This window comes from Paenibacillus macquariensis, assembly GCF_900156375.1.
GTDB lineage: Bacteria > Bacillota > Bacilli > Paenibacillales > Paenibacillaceae > Paenibacillus_AQ > Paenibacillus_AQ macquariensis.
In genome coordinates this window covers 314,339-335,466 of the sequence record NZ_FTNK01000002.1, presented here as the reverse complement: position 1 = coordinate 335,466, position 21,128 = coordinate 314,339, and the positions used below count along the sequence as shown (strand labels likewise).

Genomic DNA, 21,128 nt, shown 5'->3' with positions numbered 1-21,128 from the left:
ATAATGTCCAATCATACTCTTATTTCGTAAAAATTACTTATAAAGGGTATTTATTTATACCGAGTGAATATGTATTAGATAAATCATAAACGTTTGGAGGGTATACCATTTGAGAAGAATTCCCGTTATTATCATCAGTGGTTTTCTAGGTAGTGGCAAAACAACTTTACTTCTTCGGTTACTTCAAGAAATCCAATCACGTCAGTTACAACCTGGTATCTTGATGAATGAATTAGGAAAAAAAGACGTTGATGGCTTCATCGTGGACGAGCTTGGTGGTGCTTCTCTTGAGAAACTATTAGATGGATGTGTTTGTTGTAGTAAGAAAAGCGAACTCATCCTCAGTCTGAAATTGCTATTAGATCGCAAACCTGATGTGATTCTTATTGAATTAACAGGCGTAGCCAACCCTGAAGAGATTGCCGACGCCATAACCGAACCAGGACTCATCAGGCAGGTAGCTCTGAAACAGATCGTCACGGTATTGGATGCTGAGAATGCGCTAGATTATAACAGTATTTTTTCGTCTGACAAACAACTTGTTCAGACTCTAAGACGGCAGTTAGAAGTGGCCGATCATATTATTGTCAATAAAACGGATCTTGTACAAGCACCCCATCTTCAGAAAATTCAGAAGGTGATCCTTAAGCAAAATGAACGTGCCTTGATTACTTTTGCTTCACATAGCCTTATGGACCTCACCCCTATACTATTAGGAATCACGAGGAACTCGGATATAACACCCATTGCTATTCAACGATTTCGCAGCTTTAAGACTGAACCCTTAAATCAAGTTCAATCCACCCCGAAACTCAAGGAAAATCAAGATCATAAAGAATATCGTTCCTTCACTAGAGTTCAGACACTCACACTTACGATCCAATCCCCCACTTCCGTCACACAGGAAGATGTCGAACACTTTCTGCAACGTTGGAAGAAACAATTGTTGCGAGCCAAGGGATATCTACATTTATCTAACTCAAATAAAACATTCTTAATGCAGCATGCAGGTAAACGAACCTATTGGGAAACTTCTACTTATTCAGGTGCTGCCTACTTCGTGATTATTGGAATCGAATTAGATATCGATCGTGTATTAACGGAGTGGAGTGCTTTACAGAAAGAGAAGACTACTGCGTAGTACTAACGGATCTACTTCGACCCAAATGTAAATAATGGATATAGCAGCCAACTGATGCTATATCCATTTTTTCTTGTTTTACAATTGTATATTATTTTTCGAATACACGTTTTAAGGTAGAACCTGTAGAGCTAAAAAAAGGCGATCCCTGGCCATTAGTACGATAACATTTAGATGTATGATTCTTTGATGACATTCTAATATTGTCTCCAATATACCGTGGTAAGCCCAACGGTTATTCTCCTAAAGTTGCTTCTTCAGCTACATAGGTAGTATGGGGCTGTCGTAGGGCTCTTTTAACCCCTTGGTACAAGAATTCATTTGCCTGTAGAAATCTTCTGAATGGTCTGATTCCAGTTCCTTATCCAATCATAATCACAGAATTACAGGTATCTTCGGGTTTTCATTAACTTAATAGCAGGTTAATAACTGATGGATTTTTTCGAGATATGTAGAACGTGAGAATTTGGGATTTGAAGTATTGCAGGAGTACGAACATGAAGGGGTTCCAGTTATTCTGTGACAGGTTGAGCTATTAGCTCAACCAAAGCCCAAGTAGTTCTAGGCCTACAGACAGATAATCTGCTAAAGTCCATTACTGAAATGATAGCCAAAGGAAACGAAAGATAATACGTAGATTTTCATTGCACAAAAATAGACTAAGAACCCACATCGGGACCTTAGTCTTTTTCCAAATCATACATTCATTATTCTTTGATGACACCACAGGCTATGCGATCCCCAGAATTACCTGATGGATCCGTTACATAATCGTCTGCTTTCTCATGGATCACAATGGCGGATCCGCCCGATTTCAATAAGGAGTTCGCTTCACCTTTTTTAAGGGTAACTGTTTTACTCTCCAAATCAGCGGATACTGTCCCATCAGCTTTGACTTCAATATTCAGAAGATCTCCTGCATGGAACCCTTTGGGATTATTAAATCCATGTTGCTTGAGATTAGGGTTCAAATGCGCACCAGCCGTTTTAAAATCAGGTGGCTCACATTTCCCCATTTCGTGAAAGTGGATACCATGTGTCCCTGGTGTGAGACCTTTAGCTTCGATATGTAGCTGAACACGATCAGCTTTTTGAGTTATTTCAGCAGTCCCTATCTCTGACCCTTTGGTGTCAATGATTGAGGTCTTCACCTGTATCTCTTTCGAATTAGCGAATGCTTCTGGGATCACGAAAGCAACCACTAATAATAAAATACTAAGCAATCCTAGACTAACAAACACAACATTTTTCTTCATTACGTTATTTGTCCTCCTTCATCTGGTTGGGGTTTCCACTATTATGGTTACCTTATTCCAGCAAAAGAAAACGTGTATCACACATAATTATTAAAGTTGGATGTTCGCTAGAAAAAATACAGAACTCATTAGCTAACAATTAAGTATGTGACTAATCATTTAAGGAAATGAATGAATAGGTTGATAGCAAATAATTTAACAAAAAATCTCTTCCTATGGAGGTAACAATATAGCATGCAAGTATATTTTGAGTTGCTTGGAAGAACGTTCATGGCCTTTATAGCATTATTATTAGTTTCAAGAATTTTGGGGAAACAAACCATATCAAATATGACTTTTCATGATTTTGCCACAGGAATTATGATGGGAGCCATTGCAGCGAATTTGGCTTTCAATAGACAATTTCCTGCTGTATATTTTCTCATATGTTTAGTCCTGTTAACGCTCATTTCCTATACTTCATCTGGCATTTCTCTCAAATTCCCTAAAACAAGACATTGGCTTTCGGGTGCACCTACAGTCGTTATTGATAAAGGAAATATACTTGAGGCTAACATGCGAAAGATCCATTACACGTTGGATTCGCTTAACCAATCACTAAGAGAAAAGGATGTATTTGATCTTAATGAGGTAGACTATGCGATTCTGGAGACCAACGGACAGCTATCGGTCAAGAAAAAGGAGCAATTTCGCAGCGCGACCAAACAAGATGTGCATATCAAACCAAGTCATTCAATACTTCCGATTGAATTAGTTATGGATGGGCAAATATTACATAGAAATCTAGATCAAAATCATATTTCTGAAGAATGGCTGATGCAACAAATCAACAATAAAGGCAAAGAAGCTCATGATATTTTCTATGCGGTGAAATCGACGAATGGAAATCTTATATTTGATTATTACCAAGATGAATTGAGTAACCCCATAGATAAAGAATAGAAAAGTGATTCACACTAGGATTTCATACAATCCAATACAGACAAGCAGAATGCCACCCAGACGATTTGACCATTTGCCAATCCATGTTTTGGCGATCTGCTCCCCCACTCTTACGCCAAGATCAATGGAAATGAGTGAACACACACCAATAGATACCGTAGTCGCTAATGGAGACAAACCCGTCACTCCTGCCCCAAATCCACCCGCAAGACAATTCAGTGCAAGGGCAATACCGAGCGTGATAGATTCCTTCCTTGAAAGAATATTATTTCCATCCCTATCAGCTTTATCTGGATGTTGAAGTAAGTCAGTGATTTCGTTGGAACTAGTATTATTATGTCGTTCTGAACGATTCTTTAGATCAGATATAATGCTCCATAACCCAATCATTATAATCATGATACCGCCGCCCCAGTTCGCTAAATCACTTGGAATGTATTGAGCAATAATACTTCCCAATGTAATGGAAATATACGCTGCAATCATCGAGATAACAGCAATTATTAGATTCGAGCTAAAGGGTATTTTTTTAGAGCGAGCACCAAATGAAACACCGATCCCTAGATTATCCAAGTTCGCAGCTAAACCAATTCCTAATATAGAAAGCCAATGCATATCAGAACCTCCTCACGGTAGTCAGTTGATATGATATGTGCATATAGCCCAAATGTTTCATATCCATGTGAACATAGTTAAGCGTTCTTCCAGTTCCCAGCATTTGATTAAACCTAATTCCAAATGTAGACAATCACTAATTCACATATGATATCCTTACCAATTAGCATGGTATTTGCGAAAAATATTCTATGTTAACCTCATAAAGACAGCGCTTACATATCGCGTATTTAATTATTAACAATTTATCTATCAAAGGAGAATTCACTGACTATGAACATGCGTAAATCATTCCTTTCATTCACGATCGTCACTACCCTTCTACTCTCGTTGTTCTCATCGTTAACTACTGCTGCACCTAGTAATGAGGAACAACAAGTTAGGGTAACACCCAAGAGTGAGATTCAATCCTACGTAGACAACATGCAGCCTGGATGGAACCTCGGCAATACACTTGATGCAACAAGTGATGATGAAACATCTTGGGGGAATCCACGTGTAACCAAAGCATTGATTAACAAAATCTCAGAACAAGGCTACAAAAGCATTCGCATTCCCATCACATGGGATAAACACATTGGTGCGACACCGAATTATACGATCGACAAAGCTTACCTCGATCGTGTCGAAGAAGTCGTTGGTTGGGCGCTGGATGCAAAACTTTATGTGATGATCAACATCCATCATGACTCTTGGTTATGGGTAAGTAACATGGAAAAGCAGCAAGATGATGTATTGAAACGTTATAAATGCAGTCTGGACCCAAATTGCTGATCGCTTCAAGGATAAATCAGATAAGTTGATGTTCGAGAGTATTAATGAACCTCGTTTCACTGATGGAGGAAGTACAGATGAGACAAAGATGGAAGAAATGCTGCTAGAACTTAATACATCCTTCCATTCCATTGTCCGTAAATCTGGCGGGAATAATGCAGTTCGACCACTGGTCCTACCTTCATTAGAAACAACACCATCTGAACCTAGAATGAATGCACTATACCAGACCATTACACAACTACAAGATCCCAATTTAATCGCAACCGTCCATTACTATGGATTCTTGCCATTTAGCGTGAACATTGCGGGTTACACCACGTTTGAAAAAGATACGAAGAACGATATTACGCAAACTTTTGATAACATATACAATACATTTGTTGCTAAGGGTATTCCTGTCATCATTGGTGAGTTCGGTCTACTCGGCTTCGATAAAGATACAGGCGTTATTGAGCAAGGTGAGAAGCTGAAGTTCTTCGAGTACCTAACCTATTATGCAAAAGAGAAAAAGTTAAATACCATGCTGTGGGATAACGGCCAGCATATAAATCGTACAACTCTTAAGTGGTCCGATTCCGAGCTGTATAACATCTTGATGTCAGGCTTAAAAGAACGTTCTTCTACGCTTGAAAGAGATCTAATCTTTCTTAACAAAGGTTCTATAATCAAAGATACGAAAGTAAATCTTAATTTAAATGGTAATAAACTAACTGATATTAGTGCAAATGGAAAGTCTTTGATCAAAGGCACAGACTACACCCTAGTGGGCGAAGAGTTAACCCTTAAAGCCAACACAATCACCATGCTCACAGCTTCAAAAAAATTAGGCGAAGAAGTCGTATTAACTGTCAAATTCAACAAAGGCGTTTCGTGGAAGCTCAAGATCATCATGTCTAACACAGTTAAATTTACCAATGCACAAGGTACAACCGAGTCCTTTGCCATTCCAACAACTTTTAACGGCAATCAGCTTGCCACCATGGAGGCCGTATATCCGGATGGTGGCAATGCGGGTCCGCAAGACTGGACTTCATTCAAAGAATTCGGTTACACGTTCATACCTTCTTATATCACTAAAGAAATCAAGCTACTTCCGAACTTCTTTAAGGATGTAAAAGACAGCAAAGTAACGTTGAAGTTTCATTTCTGGAATGGAGATGTGATTTCGTATCAGATCACGAAGAATGGTACGAGTATTGTCGGTGAAGCTATTCAATAGTTTCTTCAACAACTGTGCTCTTGTATAATTCCTTCACCTATTTGGAAAACTACACCTTGTTGTCCACATTAAAGGAGGTGTCTATATGAGCAACTCTAGAAATAATAATCAACCTTCCAAAGCAGAAGTACAAACAACGAAATTGAACAAATTACCTCTTCCAGGTGAATTCGACACGGAATTCTCTGCAGAAGAAGCAGCTGAGGTGTTTGAAGAACATCCAAACGCTGCGAACAGATCACAGAATCAAGAATAACGGATGATCAATCTCGAATGTAGCATGTGAAACCATTTTTTCTTCTTTCAAGTAAGTTGAACAATAATAGACCTTCTGGCTTATCAGAAGGTCTATTATTTATTTTTTCATTCAATACGCTACTCATATCTTCTAATAATAGTTAATATACCTCAGTACTATTGTCCAAGATATTCTCACATTTATCCATAGAATAAGATTGAGTTAATTAACTTACGTTTACTTACAATCTATTTATACAGGGAGGCTCATCAATATGTATTTAATTACACCGATGACTGAAGAAGGCATACGACCTCATGTGGGTAAGAGAGTCTGTGCTATGTTATGTGATGGATCTTATTATCATGGAACAATCACAGATATTAGAGATGGTCATTTAATCTTAAATGGTCAATCTAATCCAGAAGCAGCCATATGTAGTAGCAAAAAAATGAAAGCCAACCTCAAAAAAGCAGCACGATCTGCATCTATTTCCGCATACTATCCTGGTTACGGGTATGGTTATGGTTATGGCGCTGGTGCAGGGATAGCTCTATCATTAGGCCTACTTGCACTACTATTCTTAATCTAGTCTTACAGAACAATCATACGCACTTGCACCCTCCTATCTATCATCATGTATGTTCTAGCTTAAAGAGGTGATCACTATTATGCATAGTCCAAAATTTACTGAGGGTGATATACGAAAGTGGATCGGCTACCCCGTTTGTGCAGTATTGAAAGATGGAAGTTATATTGTTGGTAAAGTCATTGACGTCAAAGATAATCAGTTGGTTATTGCAGGTCTTGAAGGAGAAGGGAAACTTTCGAGTCACCCTAATCAAAGAGAAAAGGCAAAAGTGTCTGGCATGCTAGACATGTTGTTCGGTGGTAAAGCTCAAATTCCCCTGCCGGCAGGTGCTATTGATACGCCAAGTCCAACAAGTAACGGTATTGGTAAAATCATGCCTGGCATACGTGTAGGAATTGGCGTTCTACAGTATGTCTGGCCATTAATGGGCAAATTTTTTGTATGACTTATGATCATTAAAAAGAAGAAGCCTAAAAATGGGATAGAGAATCAGATATTCTCTGATGACTCTATCCCTCTTTCCTATTTATTTACCTTTACATTATCTATCGGTATTTTCACATCGAACTGTACATCAATTTCTGACAACCAATCTGAACATAGAGGAATAAAGTCAGCATAGTCATTCAATGCTCGAATTGTTCTAATTACTTCACTTGTTCCAAGTTCTTGTTCCGCATCATCCGTACATTCTAGTCTAAGAGAGCGTCTAATATTATATGCTAGCCATTCTAATTTCCCTTGAAAACCATAGTTTAGTACATCATGCCAGTTATCATAAATTTCTCCACAATAATTCCGATAAGTATTAATTATCGTACAGAAAGCCTCTTTGCTTAAATTACCCGATTCAAAGCCTGACCAATTCAATGCCACATCAATCAGTTCTTGTGTTGGATTGGTAGTTCCTACAGCTTCCCAGTCAATAATGATTGGAACATGATTTTCGTCCCATAACACATTCTTTTGGTCTAAATCCCTATGACTGATAACACTATTGTTCAGCACTGATTCCGCAGACGAATTAACTAGGTTCTCCCAATGATACAATTTATTCAAGTTATCTAATAACAAAGATGACCATTCTAAGCTATTGTTTTTTCCTTTGAGAGCATAATCATTCCAATCAACTACGGCTACATTTGATACAATATCGTTTTCATTTTGATTATCAACAATAAGTTGATAAAAATCGGTTTTATGTATCTTTGCAAGTGTTTCCCCTATCATTTTACAACACTCAATATCAATGATCCCTGGGGCTAATGTCTTCCCTTGAATCCATGGAAACAGCAAATAATATTGACCATCAACTTCATGCATACAGCTACCATTTGATATAATTGCAGGAAGTGCTTTAATACCATTTTGGTACGCCATATTTGCAACTTTTTCAGAAAAAATATAGTTGTACATGGCTGTTTTACGTTGCATAATTTGTGGGTTTAAGGCTTTCACTGCATATTGATCTTTGTCTGTTCTCAATTGATACATTCTATGAAGGAAACCGCCAAATACTTGTTCTGGTTCATCTGTTAATTTTCCTAGATTGAATTTTTCACATAGCTTTTCGAAATTTATATAATAATTCAAGTTTTCCATAGTTAAATTCCTTTCGGTACAGAAAAGTTGATTTAGCTCTTATCCCCTATCAAAATTCGTAGGAGAAGTCATGGTAGTTTGATAAAAATAACACTAAGCATGTGCTAACAAAGGTACACAGAATTTTAAGTTTTTTTCCAAGACAAAGTTAGACTTAATAAAGAGCAGATCATCATTATTGTCCATCGGCTCATGTTGTGCTTGCTCAGTGAATTGATCTGGTGTGAAATGATAGTGAACACTCTCTGTTTGCTCAGTGGCAATACGATTAAGTAAACGATTTATATTATAACATCACCTTGACTAACTACATCATACAGATGGAGGGTATGACCTTCTTGTTGATAGACGATAATAGCCTCTTCTTCTTGCGCGTAATATATTGATTAGGGAAATACTTTGATTGCGTAAAACATAAAGATTCCTAGGTTATTGCTAACACCAAATTGTTCTGAAATAGGTCTGCGGGACGCAACTATTCGTTTGATACATTCCAAGTCTTCTTCATTGGAACAATTCAGCTTGCGTAAGGTGGAATCCTCTCTTAGAGTGGGATTAAATTTAAGTATGAATTGCGATTCACCAAAGGATTCAAAACCAAATTTCGGATAAAAATCAAGCGCAGTACTATTAGCGAATAAGAAAAAGATATCACAATCTTGCTCGTAAATATCAAGAACATGATTCATCAATGTTCTTGAAAGCCCATTCCCCCTGAAATCAGGGTGAGTGATAACTGTTCCGATTTGAATCGCCTTCTTGTTCAACCCATTAATCACCACGTCCATTTTACTGACTGAAACATTAGCAATAACTTCATGATCTCTAATAAATGAATAGCAGATATAACGATCATCCCAGAAACCTTTCTGGTACCAATCTTCAAAATTAACATCAAAAGCTAAAGTCGTTAGTTGATTGAAACTATCTCTGTAAACTTTATTATCTTTATAATCGTAAATTAGGTCTATACCAGCCTCTATATTTTCATTAGAATACACAACTAATCCCCCTACAGTCTTAATGACATACAAATCCTAGTTTACCATTAGAAGTTGTCATACTTAAGGTAAATAACAGTTAAAACTAAACTATCGCTTTTCAACTATGTCTTCCCTCATGGATTTCAATGTTTATGCTAATAATCATTACGAATTAAATAATAATCAACCATAAATATAGACCCAATAATGTGATAAATAACGTTGGAATCGTCAAAATAATTCCTGTCTTAAAGTAAACTCCCCATGGGATTTTTATCCCTTTGGTTGATAGGACATGCAGCCATAACAGAGTAGCTAGCGAACCGATCGGAGTAATCTTCGGTCCTAGATCAGATCCAATGACATTGGCATAAATCAAAGCTTCCTTGATAACACCTGTCGTATTCGTAGCATCTATTGCCAGAGCATCAATCAATACCGTAGGTAAATTGTTCATGATCGATGAAATGATTGCAGCGATAAAGCCCATCGACATCGTAGCTATGAATAGCCCTTGATCGGCTGCTAGCTGTATCACTTTAGCTAACAAATCGGTCAGTCCAGCATTTCTTAGCCCATATACCACGACATACATTCCGATGGAGAAGAACACAATCGCCCATGGAGCCCCTTTAATCACCTCATTCGTAGGTACGAATGGACTTCTACTTGCCATCAGCATGAATAGGATCGCAATTACTCCAACAACAACGGATACAGGAATATGCAATAAACCGCTTGCGAAATATCCAACAAATAGTAATCCCAGAACGACCCATGATAACTTGAACATTTTCTTATCTTTGATAGCATCAGCCGGATTTCTCAGCTGCGTAGCATCGAACTTTCTCGGGATGCTTTTTCGGAAGAAGAAGCAAAGCACCAAGATGCTAGCTACCAATGAGAAGAGTGTCGGTACAATCATACGACCAGCGTATTCCATAAAAGTAATGCCAAAGAAATCTGCGGATACAATATTAACTAAATTACTGACAACGAGTGGTAATGAGGTAGTATCTGCGATAAATCCACTTGCAATGATGAACGGGAATACTTTTTTCTCATCAAAATTCAATGCTCTAACCATCGCGAGTACAATCGGAGTTAATATTAATGCCGCTCCATCATTTGCGAAGAATGCCGCTACGATTGCTCCAAGAATGGTGACATATATAAACATCCGAATCCCATTACCCCGAGCAGCTCGTGCCATATGTAATGCAGCCCATTCGAACAATCCTATTTTGTCCAAAATCAAAGAAATCAGAATGATCGCTACAAAAGCTAACGTAGCATTCCATACGATTAAGGTTACATCTAGAACATCACTGAAACTTACTACACCTGCCAGTAATGCCAATATAGCTCCGCCACATGCGGACCATCCAATCGATAAATTTCTTGGCTGCCAGATGACAAATACTAAAGTTATTACAAATATTATGATTGCTAATATAACTGAACCCACTATCTAAACCTCCATTATTGTGTGAATCACGTAAGATTACTTTCAACATTTCATTCACATACGATGTTAATCTGTGATTTGTTCAATTGAGATAATATTGTCTTTGAATCAGGCATCTGATCAAGAACAGCTTGGATGTATGGCTTGTCTTCAATATGAAGTGAATAATACACCCATTGTCCTCGTTTATCCTCCTTCACTATGCCTTGTGCTTTCAATTTCCTTAGATGCTGGCTAATCGCTGGTTGTGACATATCAAAGATTTCAACGAACTCACAAACACACCATTCACGTTCTTTCAGAAGTGTTAGGATAGCCAGACGGGTTTTATCACCTAGAAGCTTTAAGTTGTCAGCAATATTAGATAGCTCCTTCATACCCATTCCTCCTTTCAACACAAATATAAGTATATGCTTATATACTATCTCCACGACTCCAATTACACAAGTACAAGTACATATAAAGTACATTAAATTACCATAAGCATACTCATGATGTTGGTATAAATCGGAGATTAATGAATGTTGATTCAAACATTTTAAACAATCTCCTCATTCTTTTTACACAAAAAAAGGAGTGCCCTTAGCCATTTCAATAATGACATTCGGGACACTCTTTTTTTTTCAAAAATATACTATCCTTCTAGTTCCACATCCAACCTGATGATTTCAGATCGACTAGCAAGCCGAATTGGCGGTCCCCAAGTTCCGAATCCTGAAGAGACAACGACATGCATACTTTGTTTACGCATATAACCCCAGTCTAATTCGAATAACCGACGCGTAATCCAATGATTAGGTGCAAATTGCCCGCGATGTGTATGTCCACACAATAGAATATCCGCTCCCGCTTCAGCTGCTTGTTGAAAACCATAAGGCTGATGGTCCATCACAATGATTGGCTTCGAATGATCCAAATGCTCAAGAAGCATATCAATGCTTATACGTCCTTCCGGATCCATACTTTCTGCCGATTTGTCTTTGCGACCTGCTACAATGATATCCGCATTCTCTATAGTAACTGTTTCATCGCGTAGTACCTGAATACCAATTAGACTCATCTCTTTGATGTATTGTTCGATGTTTCCACCATAATACTCATGATTACCCAATACAGCATATACGCCGTATTTTGCATGTAGCTGTTTCAAGCTATTCGCCATCTTATTCCTCATAAACGGCTCAATAGAGTCATCAATAATATCCCCTGGTAAAAGAATAAGGTCAGGTTTCATTTGATTAATCCCTTTGATAAGACGTTTCAGATGGCGATTTCCTACAATATTACCTAAGTGGATATCTGATGCTACCGCGATGGTTAGCTTCTTGTTAACACCAGCTTGTTTAGAAATATGTACAGGATAAGTCCGAAGGATAGGGCTCCAAGCATTATACGAACCCCAGATAAAGAGAACAACTAACAGTATTATCGTCGTCCAACCGACAACGGGAATATAAAAGTCTGCTGTGTACCCTACTCTATGTAATACCCATGCAAAAATATCTGCGAACGGCAATACGATAATCATAAATTCCATAAGGGCTAAATAATATGAACCTATTACTTTGAGTAGGCGTCCTACAGGGTTATGTTTACCCCATCGACCTATCAAATAAGAAAATACTAGAATGGTGAAAACGATAGAGAACCATACCGGTGATATTGATGTAGTATAATGTGCCTTGAACACGTAGATATTCCAGCCAATATAAGTATTTAACCCTAGAAAGATGATTACCATCATTACTACACTTAGAATCATTCGTATTACTCGTTTCATATCTCTTTACAGTCTCCTTTTTAAGATAATATTAAGTATTATCTCCCAAGGTAAATAATATAGATTAAAGCTAGTCTATTCAACTCTATACAAGATACATTCAATCGATAGGTAAATTGCCAGGCATTACATGGCGTGATATGCTAGCACTTACATAATAAATTGTAATAGGAGGTATATCATTGAATACATTATTACTACTCGGAAGTATATTGATGTTTCTTGCTGTGGCACTAGGAGCTTTTGGAGCACATGCATTAAAGAAGAAAATATCCCCCGATATGATGAAGGTTTATGAAACGGGTATACAATACCACATCGCTCACGCCCTTGGACTATTAATACTTGGTCTAGTTGCTGAGAGTTCATCCAATGCATCCCTTATCGTGATGGCAGGATGGTTCCTGTTCGCTGGTATTATCTTATTCTCAGGTAGCTTGTATGCTTTAAGTCTAAGTGGAATCCGTAAACTAGGTGCTATTACGCCACTTGGTGGCGTAGCATTCTTAATTGGCTGGGTCATGGTCATCATAAGTTTAATCTAACAATAAGAAAACCGCATCCGAAGATTTATGGAACGCCATAAGAAGTACTTAAAAGGGATAGGGTCATCAGATGTATTCTGGTGACCCTATCCCTTAATGGAATATGAAATCAATTTAGAGTATGTTCTACTCTACGTATCGACTGATCATATGTTGCAATTTTATCATTCAAACGTTCTAACACTGTCTTCATCTCGTCCATTCTTGTTACAAGTTGCTTGCGCTGCTCAATTAGGAGTTCTTTTCTAGGACCAACGGTTTCATCACCCTGTTGAAATAGGCCAACATACTCAATTAACATCTCAATTGGAAGACCTACGCCTCGCATACATTTTATAAATTCAACCCACCTACAGTCTTCTTCCGTATAATCCCTGATTCCGCTTTTATTGCGGTTCACACGTGGAATAAGTCCAATGCGTTCATAATAGCGGAGTGTATCCTGTGACAAATCATATTTTTCACTTACTTTTGAAATCAACATGTAGATTTCACCTCCTAACTTCAGATCAAGAACGCCCATATAAATGGTGATGGCGTTCTATATCAAACTGCACCAACTACCGAATGGGGAACATACGGCTCTTCCAGCGACGCAATTTCATAAGGTGTTAACGTAATCGAGAGCGCAGCTACCGCATCATCGAGATGAGACATTTTTGTAGCACCAATTATGGGAGCTGTTACTGGCTCTTTCTGCAACAACCAAGCAAGTGCGATTTGACTGCGGGGAACACCACGTTTGTCAGCGATTGCTGCAACCTGATCTACAATTAACCGATCAGTATTTACAGTCGCATCGTATTTAGATTTCTGAACTTGATCGGTCTCGGAACGATGTGTTGTTTCCGACCAATCCCGCGTCAACCTTCCTGATGCGAGAGGGCTATATGGAATCACACCGATTTTTTCTTGTCTGCAAAGAGGCAACATCTCCCTCTCTTCCTCACGGTATATAAGATTTAAATGATTCTGCATTGACACAAACTTAGTCCACCCATTGTTCTCCGCAACATGTAATGCCTTTAGAAACTGCCATGCGTACATAGCAGAAGCACCAATATATCTTGCCTTCCCAGCCTTCACAACATCATGCAATGCTTCCATCGTTTCTTCAATAGGCGTATTGGGGTCCCAGCGATGGATTTGATAAAGGTCTACGTAATCTGTTCCCAATCTCTTAAGACTCTTATCAATTTCACTCATAATTGCTTTTCGGGAAAGACCCGCTCCATTTGGACCTTGATGCATACGGAAATGAACCTTAGTCGCAAGAACGATTTCATCACGATTGGCATAATCCCTTAGGGCTCGCCCAACAATCTCCTCGCTTGTTCCGTCTGAATACACATTTGCCGTATCGAAAAAATTGATCCCATGATCTAAAGCTTTTTTTATGATAGGACGACTGCGCTCTTCATCGAGTACCCAAGGATGAATCCACCGATCTGCTACACCAAAACTCATACAACCCAGACAAAGTCGAGATACATCCAAACCTGTATTTCCAAGTTTCACATATTCCATTGGGTACGCCTCACTTTCAAATAGGTATTGTGTCCTTCATATGTAGTTTACTACTTGGAGTTAACTCCAAGTCAAGCGATTGTGCCGCAATGATCCGTTAATATGATCGTTTACTATTTTATAAAGTGTATAGAACTTATAACCGATCACTTCCAGATCAATCAATGAGTAGCACTATTCGTCTCAAGAGGCATTTTCCAGAGCTTTCAAAGAAATACTCGGTGTTAGCCCCAAGGCCTTTCGTACATGCCCTGAACCATTGCAATCTTATGTAAAACTCATTATAAATGAAACGGGGGATTTATATTTTATGGATATTTCACAAAAATTAAGAATTGAAGTTTTACAAAGTCGGTTGGATGAGCATTTTGATCATGAGGTATTGAACATTTTAAATGGACAACATATGTATGAAGAGTTCCGTTCTCAACAATTAATGGGGAAAAGCGATTATGCTCCTTTTAATGAAGCGATGTGTGTACATGACACTACTACAATAATTTTTAGCGACACATTCAAAGAGGTTCGAGCGAAGGGGCATCAAGTCTCATTAGCAGATTATGAATCTATTACGGCTGCACCACTCAAAAACTTGCTTTCAAAAAAGTATCAATGTATCGTTCTCTGGTTCGGTGAAGATATGTTCTGTCAGATGAATTTATTAACCAGTTTAGCTTATTTAGAGCAAATAGCATTTGAAGGAACGATCTACTATCATGCAGTAAGAGAACAAACATATGATGTGAAAGAAACTGAAATCAAATTAGGTGGATACCATGACTTATATGAGGCCGCATTATGTGATCACCGAATGCCAGATGTAGAAATAATGCCTGTTATGTACCAAGGGATCAAATTGTATTTAGAATTCTTACAAAAGGATAACGAAATTACAAGATATATTCAGACACATCACAATCTTCCTGACCATGAAATCGTACGAAACTTACTGCATCTCTTCCCTCATTTCGGTTTGGGGGACACGCAATATTTAGAGTTGATTAAAGCACACAAAAATAAAGAGTAACTTGCTCCTATTCTGACGAGTCAAAAAAAGAACACCATTCGTAACAACGATTGGTGTTCTTTCAAACACAGATGTGTAATATATCATCTATCATTATGTTTACTTATAAATCTCTTTGCTACTTCGCCCACTGTAATTGGTAGTTGCATCCAGACATAAGCATGGATAGCGTTCTCAACACGTTCAATTTCATATACATCTAATAGACTAGTGAACGCATCTAGACTACTTCTAATTTTCTCATTCGCCCACTCTTCTTCGCTAGGAAGAAATAAAATAGGACATTGCAACATCTTGTAGTATTGCTCAAACTTCACATCCCAATATTTTTGAATATATTCTGTTCTAACACGGTTTAAATAGCAATATGTAAATTCACCATTTGTCATCTGTTGTACATTGTTTTCAAAGAAGGCTAAGAAACATTCATTCCATAATCCTTGTTGTAATTTGGCTCGTTCTTCCTCAACATACTCTTCTTTTGTTATAAATACACATTCCTTTCTCTCAGCTAATTGAACCTTTAGGACTTCTTTTCTATGTATAATCTCTTCCTCTGTACCATTAAATAACCCATGTTCTCCAAACTCATTATATAAAGCACCTTCACATACAAGGGATCGAACAAGCTCTGGATGTGAAGCAGCTATACTAAGACCAACCTCAGCCCCCATTGAACTACCTACGATATGACAATGTTCTACGCTTAAGTGCTGCAACAGTAAATAAATATCATTAGCCATATCATCAATATGATATCCTGTTTGGGGCTTGTCTGATTTGCCATGTCCTCGAAAATCAGGGGCAATGATACTGTATTCCTTTTCAAACTGCGATATGATTCCTTCCCACATATTCAAATTGCCTCCACTAAAGTGAAGAAATAGAACAACTGGCTTATCCTCTAATGAATATCTTACATTAATCTCTATATGATCTAGCTTAATCATTTCTTCTACCATTGTTCCTCCCATACTATTGGGAAAATTCCCAATCATTATTATTTTCCTGATATATAGTACGTAACTGCGTGCTTTCTTACACTCTACAACTCTAATTATCGAGCGTACCTACCCGTTAGTTGAGAAAAGGTTGTCATGCAGCACCCATAATGAATTTATGCTCTCGTGTCCCCTTAGCTTAACAATCTAGCAATGTTATTGGAAGCCTTATGTCTCTTCACTATCGTATTCCGATAGCACAACAAGAAGAAACTCCCTCAATGAACTTGGTGGTAGCTCCTATCACCGTAAAACCTGATGTATAGCAAATATCAGGTTTTACAGTAAAATTCTGATTGAAATCATTTCTCATTATTCTGCCCGTTTGTTTATCTACGTTACACTGCCCATTAACTGAAGAAGGACTGCCGATGATGGCAGCCTGTTTGTCATTGCGTTATAGTGTCCCAAGCCGATGTCTTTAGATATGTTCATTATAATCCAATAAACATATTTCTGCTGAACGGCCCCCAGTTTGCCCCTGTAAAACCTGATGTACCTTCTAAATTAACATAACACGGGAGTACGATATAAAGAACACCCATAGTAGCATTAGTCTTAAAGGTCATAATAAATCTCATTTTTGAATTGTCGAGTGGAACTATCATTCCCCTATCAGCACGAATCGTATTTTCTTTGGTAATAGCCTCACCCATTCCAACACTGGCAATGTCAGATGGAGTAGACATATTACTTCTTATCCAATAATTAGAGATGTTTGTTGCTGATACTAAATCCGTAGGCTTGTCGTACGTTACTAAAATTTGATTTGAAGCGATTTGCCTTGCCTCCACAACAACTGGATGAGGCATCACTGTTTCTCTTTCATCAATACCCGTGCTCCCCATCCAATAAGGATAAGTTGTATTAGCATTATTATACAGAGACATTAGTTTCCCTCCATGATAATTACAATAGTCATTTGTCTTGAGTCAATGTATGTCAGGCAATAACTATTGGTGTTACTTGGAGGGATAAAAGAAATGTTCATCAGTATATTCCATTACATATTAAAATGGGTAACACAAAGGGAAAATTAACACGCTGCGTTACCCATATTTTCATCAAATTGTTTCCAATATATAATTATTCTTCAGATTGGACTTCTATCTTGTTACACACGCGACCACACATCTTTGCCATATCGTCCCTCTTTTTGAAGTTGATTCAACCACTCTTTGGCGTCTTCTTCACTTGTTCCTTGATCTTGTTGATACGCTTCTACTAATGTTTGCTCTACATCCGGCGCCATTTTACTACCATCCCCACATACGTACAACATACCTCCACCTTTCAAAATTTCGATCATTTCAGTTGAATCCTGATTCAGTAAATGTTGTACATAAGTCTTGGATGTTCCTTCCTTGCGTGAAAAGGCAGTATGAAGTGTGACCACACCTTCTTTTTCGAATTCCTCAAGTTCTTCGCGGTAAATGAAGTCGGTATCGTTCCTACAGCCGAAATAAAGATGAGCTTTGCCTAATGTTTGTCCTTTTTCCTTCAAAGACTTACGAGTCTGAAGGAACCCACGGAAAGGTGCTACGCCCGTACCAGGACCCACCATTATGATCGGTGTTTGCGGATCTTCAGGAAGTCCAAAGCCAGAATCAGGTGTACGTACGAACATAATGATGTCTTCGCCAGGCGCACGTGCAGCCAAGTAATTAGATGCAACTCCACGGTATTCACCGAGACCACTCCAAGCCGGCCCCTGTACAACACCTGCGGTAACAGAAGCAAGTTCAGGGTTAACCACTGGAGAGCTAGATATCGAATAGTATCTAGGTTTAAGTGGTGGCAATAGTTCTAAAAATCGCTCAAATGGCATCTCGCATGCTACATATTTCTCAAGAAGATCAATCATTGTGATACGTTTCAGTAATATCTCTTCCTTATATGTGCCTTCTTCTAACAAAGCTTCTAATTCACGTTTATGTGGTGGACAACTGGTGTAAGAAGCAAGTTCTCGCAATTGCGCTCTTGAAGCAGGTTCCTGCACTTCAACACTATGACTCAGTAGCTCATACAGACTAACCGGACGATCCAGCGGAAGATGTGCCGCACTACGTCCGCTTGCTGACAAGATCACTTGATCACTCCGACTCAATCCGAATCTTTGCAGGATTCGATTGACATTCACAGTTCCATTACTCGGTAACACGCCAAGATGATCGCCTTCTTGATACGTAACCCCTTCTGGCAATGTTATCTCGATATGTCGTGTATGTCGGTCGCTGTCTGATGATTGAAGCTCACGATTCTCTATTACAGTTGCGTGAACAGCGTCATAGGTTTGGGCTAGCGGAGCACCTGCTATTCCACTTACGAACTGAACATCAAGCGAATTACGTTCCGTATCAACTTTGTGGTCGAATTTCAGATCAAAGGCTTTCATCAGATCAGACCACATGCGTCCTCGCCATTCTTCTATGTTCAACTCGAAGTCACCACTAGCATCACCTTCTCCCCGTTGAGAGAACCTTGTGGCTCCTTTGAGAGAAAGTTGTTCATCAATATATCTTGGCACATCCTGATACGTACTAGCCCAAGTGCGATCTCCACACCCAAATACGGCATAATTCACACCGTTAAATGTACCGTCTTCTACCTCCTCCAGCCATTGTACGAATTCTCGCGCATTGCTTGCAGGTTTACCATTATAAGAAGCGGCGATGATCAATACCGCACCTTCCGTGGGTAATTTACCTATTCGAGAGTTAAGGGAAGCAACCTCACATCTTACACCGTATAATCGTACGATATCCGCTATTTCTCGTGCGATACTCTCTGCTGTACCTAGATTTGATCCATACAGCACTAAAAACGGTTGATCATTAACGCCTATAATTGACGCAGTTTGTCCATGATCTTTTTTCACATCAGCTGTAGAGACATCTGTCTTGGATGTATTGTTTATAGTAGTCTCAACCTTAACCTGCTCCCGCGGGCGAACCTGAATTTCAAAATCATCAGGTTTCAGCGTCAGTGTTTCCTTTACTTTGAGTGTATAGTTCGAGTAATCTATGAATTCAAAATGCTTCAGTAGCATGCCTAGCACTAATATGGCTTCATGTAACGCAAACTGTTGGCCAATACATGCCCGTTGACCGTTACCGAACGGTTTATAAGCATTGATCGGAACCTTACTTTGATCCTCAAATCGCTCTGGACGGAACTCATCCACATCTTCCCCCCAAGCATTTGTATCCCGATGGAGTTTGGGGATCAGTACGTTGACACTATCCCCTTTCTTCAAAGGATATTTACCTCCAAGCAGTGTATCCTCCTTCGCATAGAGAGAGAAAGCTGGAGCCGTTGGCCATAGGCGTAATGATTCACTCAGAATCATTCGTATGTATTTCAGATCAAGAACCTGTTTATACGTAGGCGTAGAATCTGTGAGAATGCTGTCTACCTCTGCATATGCTTTTTGTAACTTATCTGGATTCTTCAATAGATAGTAAATCGCAAAAGAAAGCAAACCACTCGTCGTCTCATGACCAGCAATCAAGAACGTAATCATCTGATAACGAATATTCTCGTCATCTAATCCTTCACCTGTCTCAGGATCTTTACTCGTTAACATCCGTGATAGAAGATCTTCAGTTTCTTCCTCACCACTGGATTTACGTTCAGCAATAATTTTATCTACTAAGGAGAACAACGTATCTTTATCCTTTTTGAACTGGCGTTTTGTCATGATCTTCAGTTTATCCTGTATCTCGAATCGTGTAAGTTGAGCCATCGCTTCATCCAGTGCTCGGACCATACTCACAATAAATGGATGAGGTTCATCCCGGTAGAAGCTATTAAATCGATAATTGAATCCGCATAAACCGATGGTATCTAGCGTAAGACGTGTCATATCTTCAGGGACATTGACATGCTCATCAGGATTTAGGCGCATCCACTTCTGAACAAGTTGTACGGCTATATCCACCATCATACCGTGGTAACCTTGCATAGCTCTCTGGCTGAAGCTCGGAATCAGAATGTTATGCGCCTTTTGCCAATTGGATTCATCCGTTTCACTTGTGAACAACCCGTCTCCCGTGAAAGCTTGGACTTTCTGCAAAGGAGCCCATACACGTTTATCAAACCGTGATTCATCACACACCTCAGCCACTAGTTCCTCGCTTGAGATGTAAACGTTGCTCTTTCCACCAGGTAACACGTTTCTAAATATAGGACCGAACTCATATGAAAGCTTCGTTAGAGATTGAATTGGCTCATCTATGTTTAGCAGCGGTAGATTTCCCAGCGGACCGTATGTTTTGGGTTGGGGTATTTCTGATTCCTTGTTTTTCTCCATATCGTTGTCCTCCCATTCCTTATATAGTCGATAGCATAGGATTTACCTATGAGAATAAGACTATGCATACTTGCTAACTTATACAGAGTTCAAGCATGGATCT

19 protein-coding genes and 1 pseudogene are annotated in these 21,128 nt (G+C 38.8%); 8 read left to right on the top strand and 12 right to left on the bottom strand.

The window, feature by feature from the left end; all coding sequences use genetic code 11:
* The first annotated feature begins 109 nt into the window (after positions 1–109).
* Positions 110–1,141, top strand: coding sequence for a CobW family GTP-binding protein (locus tag BW961_RS04530; RefSeq protein WP_068581256.1), 1,032 nt, complete (start codon positions 110–112; stop codon positions 1,139–1,141).
* A gap of 707 nt (positions 1,142–1,848) precedes the next feature.
* Here BW961_RS04530 and BW961_RS04525 read toward each other — a convergent pair.
* Positions 1,849–2,397, bottom strand: coding sequence for a superoxide dismutase family protein (locus tag BW961_RS04525; protein WP_068581253.1), 549 nt, complete (start codon positions 2,395–2,397; stop codon positions 1,849–1,851).
* A 234-nt stretch (positions 2,398–2,631) separates the two neighbouring features.
* Between BW961_RS04525 and BW961_RS04520 the strand changes: the two genes are divergently transcribed.
* Positions 2,632–3,339 carry a DUF421 domain-containing protein gene (locus BW961_RS04520; protein ID WP_068581250.1) on the top strand — a complete coding sequence of 236 codons (708 nt, stop codon included), beginning with the start codon at positions 2,632–2,634 and terminating at the stop codon, positions 3,337–3,339.
* 9 nt (positions 3,340–3,348) lie between these two features.
* On the opposite strand, the gene ytaF is transcribed toward BW961_RS04520, so the two are convergent.
* On the bottom strand, positions 3,349–3,954 hold the full coding sequence (gene ytaF / locus BW961_RS04515) for a sporulation membrane protein YtaF (RefSeq protein ID WP_068581247.1): 606 nt from the start codon (positions 3,952–3,954) through the stop codon (positions 3,349–3,351).
* A 273-nt stretch (positions 3,955–4,227) separates the two neighbouring features.
* Here ytaF and BW961_RS04510 point away from each other — a divergent pair.
* The 4 genes and pseudogenes from BW961_RS04510 to BW961_RS04500 all read left to right on the top strand — a co-directional run bounded on the left by BW961_RS04510 (position 4,228) and on the right by BW961_RS04500 (position 7,225).
* Positions 4,228–5,950 (top strand): annotated as a pseudogene (locus tag BW961_RS04510) (cellulase family glycosylhydrolase).
* A gap of 85 nt (positions 5,951–6,035) precedes the next feature.
* Positions 6,036–6,206 carry a hypothetical protein gene (locus BW961_RS30315; protein WP_169810260.1) on the top strand — a complete coding sequence of 57 codons (171 nt, stop codon included), beginning with the start codon at positions 6,036–6,038 and terminating at the stop codon, positions 6,204–6,206.
* 256 nt (positions 6,207–6,462) lie between these two features.
* Positions 6,463–6,780, top strand: a complete 318-nt coding sequence (locus tag BW961_RS04505; RefSeq protein WP_068581244.1) for a hypothetical protein — start codon at positions 6,463–6,465, stop codon at positions 6,778–6,780.
* Positions 6,781–6,859: 79 nt separating this feature from the next.
* A complete protein-coding gene (locus BW961_RS04500) occupies positions 6,860–7,225 on the top strand; it encodes a hypothetical protein (RefSeq protein ID WP_068581238.1) in 366 nt (121 codons plus the stop codon).
* Between the two features lie 77 nt (positions 7,226–7,302).
* Here the strand turns inward: BW961_RS04500 and BW961_RS04495 are convergent, their stop codons facing one another.
* From BW961_RS04495 to BW961_RS04475, 5 genes are all read right to left on the bottom strand, one after another.
* On the bottom strand, positions 7,303–8,382 hold the full coding sequence (locus tag BW961_RS04495) for an aminoglycoside phosphotransferase family protein (RefSeq protein ID WP_068581237.1): 1,080 nt from the start codon (positions 8,380–8,382) through the stop codon (positions 7,303–7,305).
* Positions 8,383–8,768: 386 nt separating this feature from the next.
* A complete protein-coding gene (locus BW961_RS04490) occupies positions 8,769–9,383 on the bottom strand; it encodes a GNAT family N-acetyltransferase (protein ID WP_169810259.1) in 615 nt (204 codons plus the stop codon).
* 154 nt (positions 9,384–9,537) lie between these two features.
* Complete coding sequence (locus tag BW961_RS04485; RefSeq protein ID WP_068581234.1) at positions 9,538–10,833, bottom strand: arsenic transporter; 1,296 nt, start codon at positions 10,831–10,833, stop codon at positions 9,538–9,540.
* 50 nt (positions 10,834–10,883) lie between these two features.
* Positions 10,884–11,210 (bottom strand): ArsR/SmtB family transcription factor, encoded by a 327-nt coding sequence (locus BW961_RS04480; protein ID WP_068581231.1) that lies wholly within the window; start codon positions 11,208–11,210, stop codon positions 10,884–10,886.
* Between the two features lie 257 nt (positions 11,211–11,467).
* The gene (locus BW961_RS04475; RefSeq protein ID WP_068581228.1) at positions 11,468–12,613 is read right to left on the bottom strand and encodes a metallophosphoesterase; all 1,146 of its coding nucleotides are present in this window, start codon (positions 12,611–12,613) and stop codon (positions 11,468–11,470) included.
* A gap of 182 nt (positions 12,614–12,795) precedes the next feature.
* On the opposite strand from BW961_RS04475, the gene BW961_RS04470 reads away from it, so the two are divergent.
* Positions 12,796–13,158 (top strand): DUF423 domain-containing protein, encoded by a 363-nt coding sequence (locus BW961_RS04470; RefSeq protein ID WP_068581226.1) that lies wholly within the window; start codon positions 12,796–12,798, stop codon positions 13,156–13,158.
* A gap of 109 nt (positions 13,159–13,267) precedes the next feature.
* Here the strand turns inward: BW961_RS04470 and BW961_RS04465 are convergent, their stop codons facing one another.
* Positions 13,268–13,642 (bottom strand): MerR family transcriptional regulator, encoded by a 375-nt coding sequence (locus BW961_RS04465; RefSeq protein ID WP_068581223.1) that lies wholly within the window; start codon positions 13,640–13,642, stop codon positions 13,268–13,270.
* Between the two features lie 62 nt (positions 13,643–13,704).
* A complete protein-coding gene (locus tag BW961_RS04460; protein WP_068581220.1) occupies positions 13,705–14,685 on the bottom strand; it encodes an aldo/keto reductase in 981 nt (326 codons plus the stop codon).
* Between the two features lie 310 nt (positions 14,686–14,995).
* On the opposite strand from BW961_RS04460, the gene BW961_RS04455 reads away from it, so the two are divergent.
* A complete protein-coding gene (locus tag BW961_RS04455) occupies positions 14,996–15,712 on the top strand; it encodes an AraC family transcriptional regulator (protein ID WP_068581217.1) in 717 nt (238 codons plus the stop codon).
* Between the two features lie 83 nt (positions 15,713–15,795).
* On the opposite strand, the gene BW961_RS04450 is transcribed toward BW961_RS04455, so the two are convergent.
* From BW961_RS04450 to BW961_RS04440, 3 genes are all read right to left on the bottom strand, one after another.
* Complete coding sequence (locus BW961_RS04450) at positions 15,796–16,674, bottom strand: alpha/beta fold hydrolase (RefSeq protein ID WP_170878522.1); 879 nt, start codon at positions 16,672–16,674, stop codon at positions 15,796–15,798.
* Between the two features lie 473 nt (positions 16,675–17,147).
* Positions 17,148–17,603, bottom strand: a complete 456-nt coding sequence (locus BW961_RS04445) for a hypothetical protein (RefSeq protein WP_394327594.1) — start codon at positions 17,601–17,603, stop codon at positions 17,148–17,150.
* A gap of 224 nt (positions 17,604–17,827) precedes the next feature.
* The gene (locus tag BW961_RS04440; protein WP_068581212.1) at positions 17,828–21,025 is read right to left on the bottom strand and encodes a bifunctional cytochrome P450/NADPH--P450 reductase; all 3,198 of its coding nucleotides are present in this window, start codon (positions 21,023–21,025) and stop codon (positions 17,828–17,830) included.
* Between the last annotated feature and the right edge of the window lie 103 nt (positions 21,026–21,128).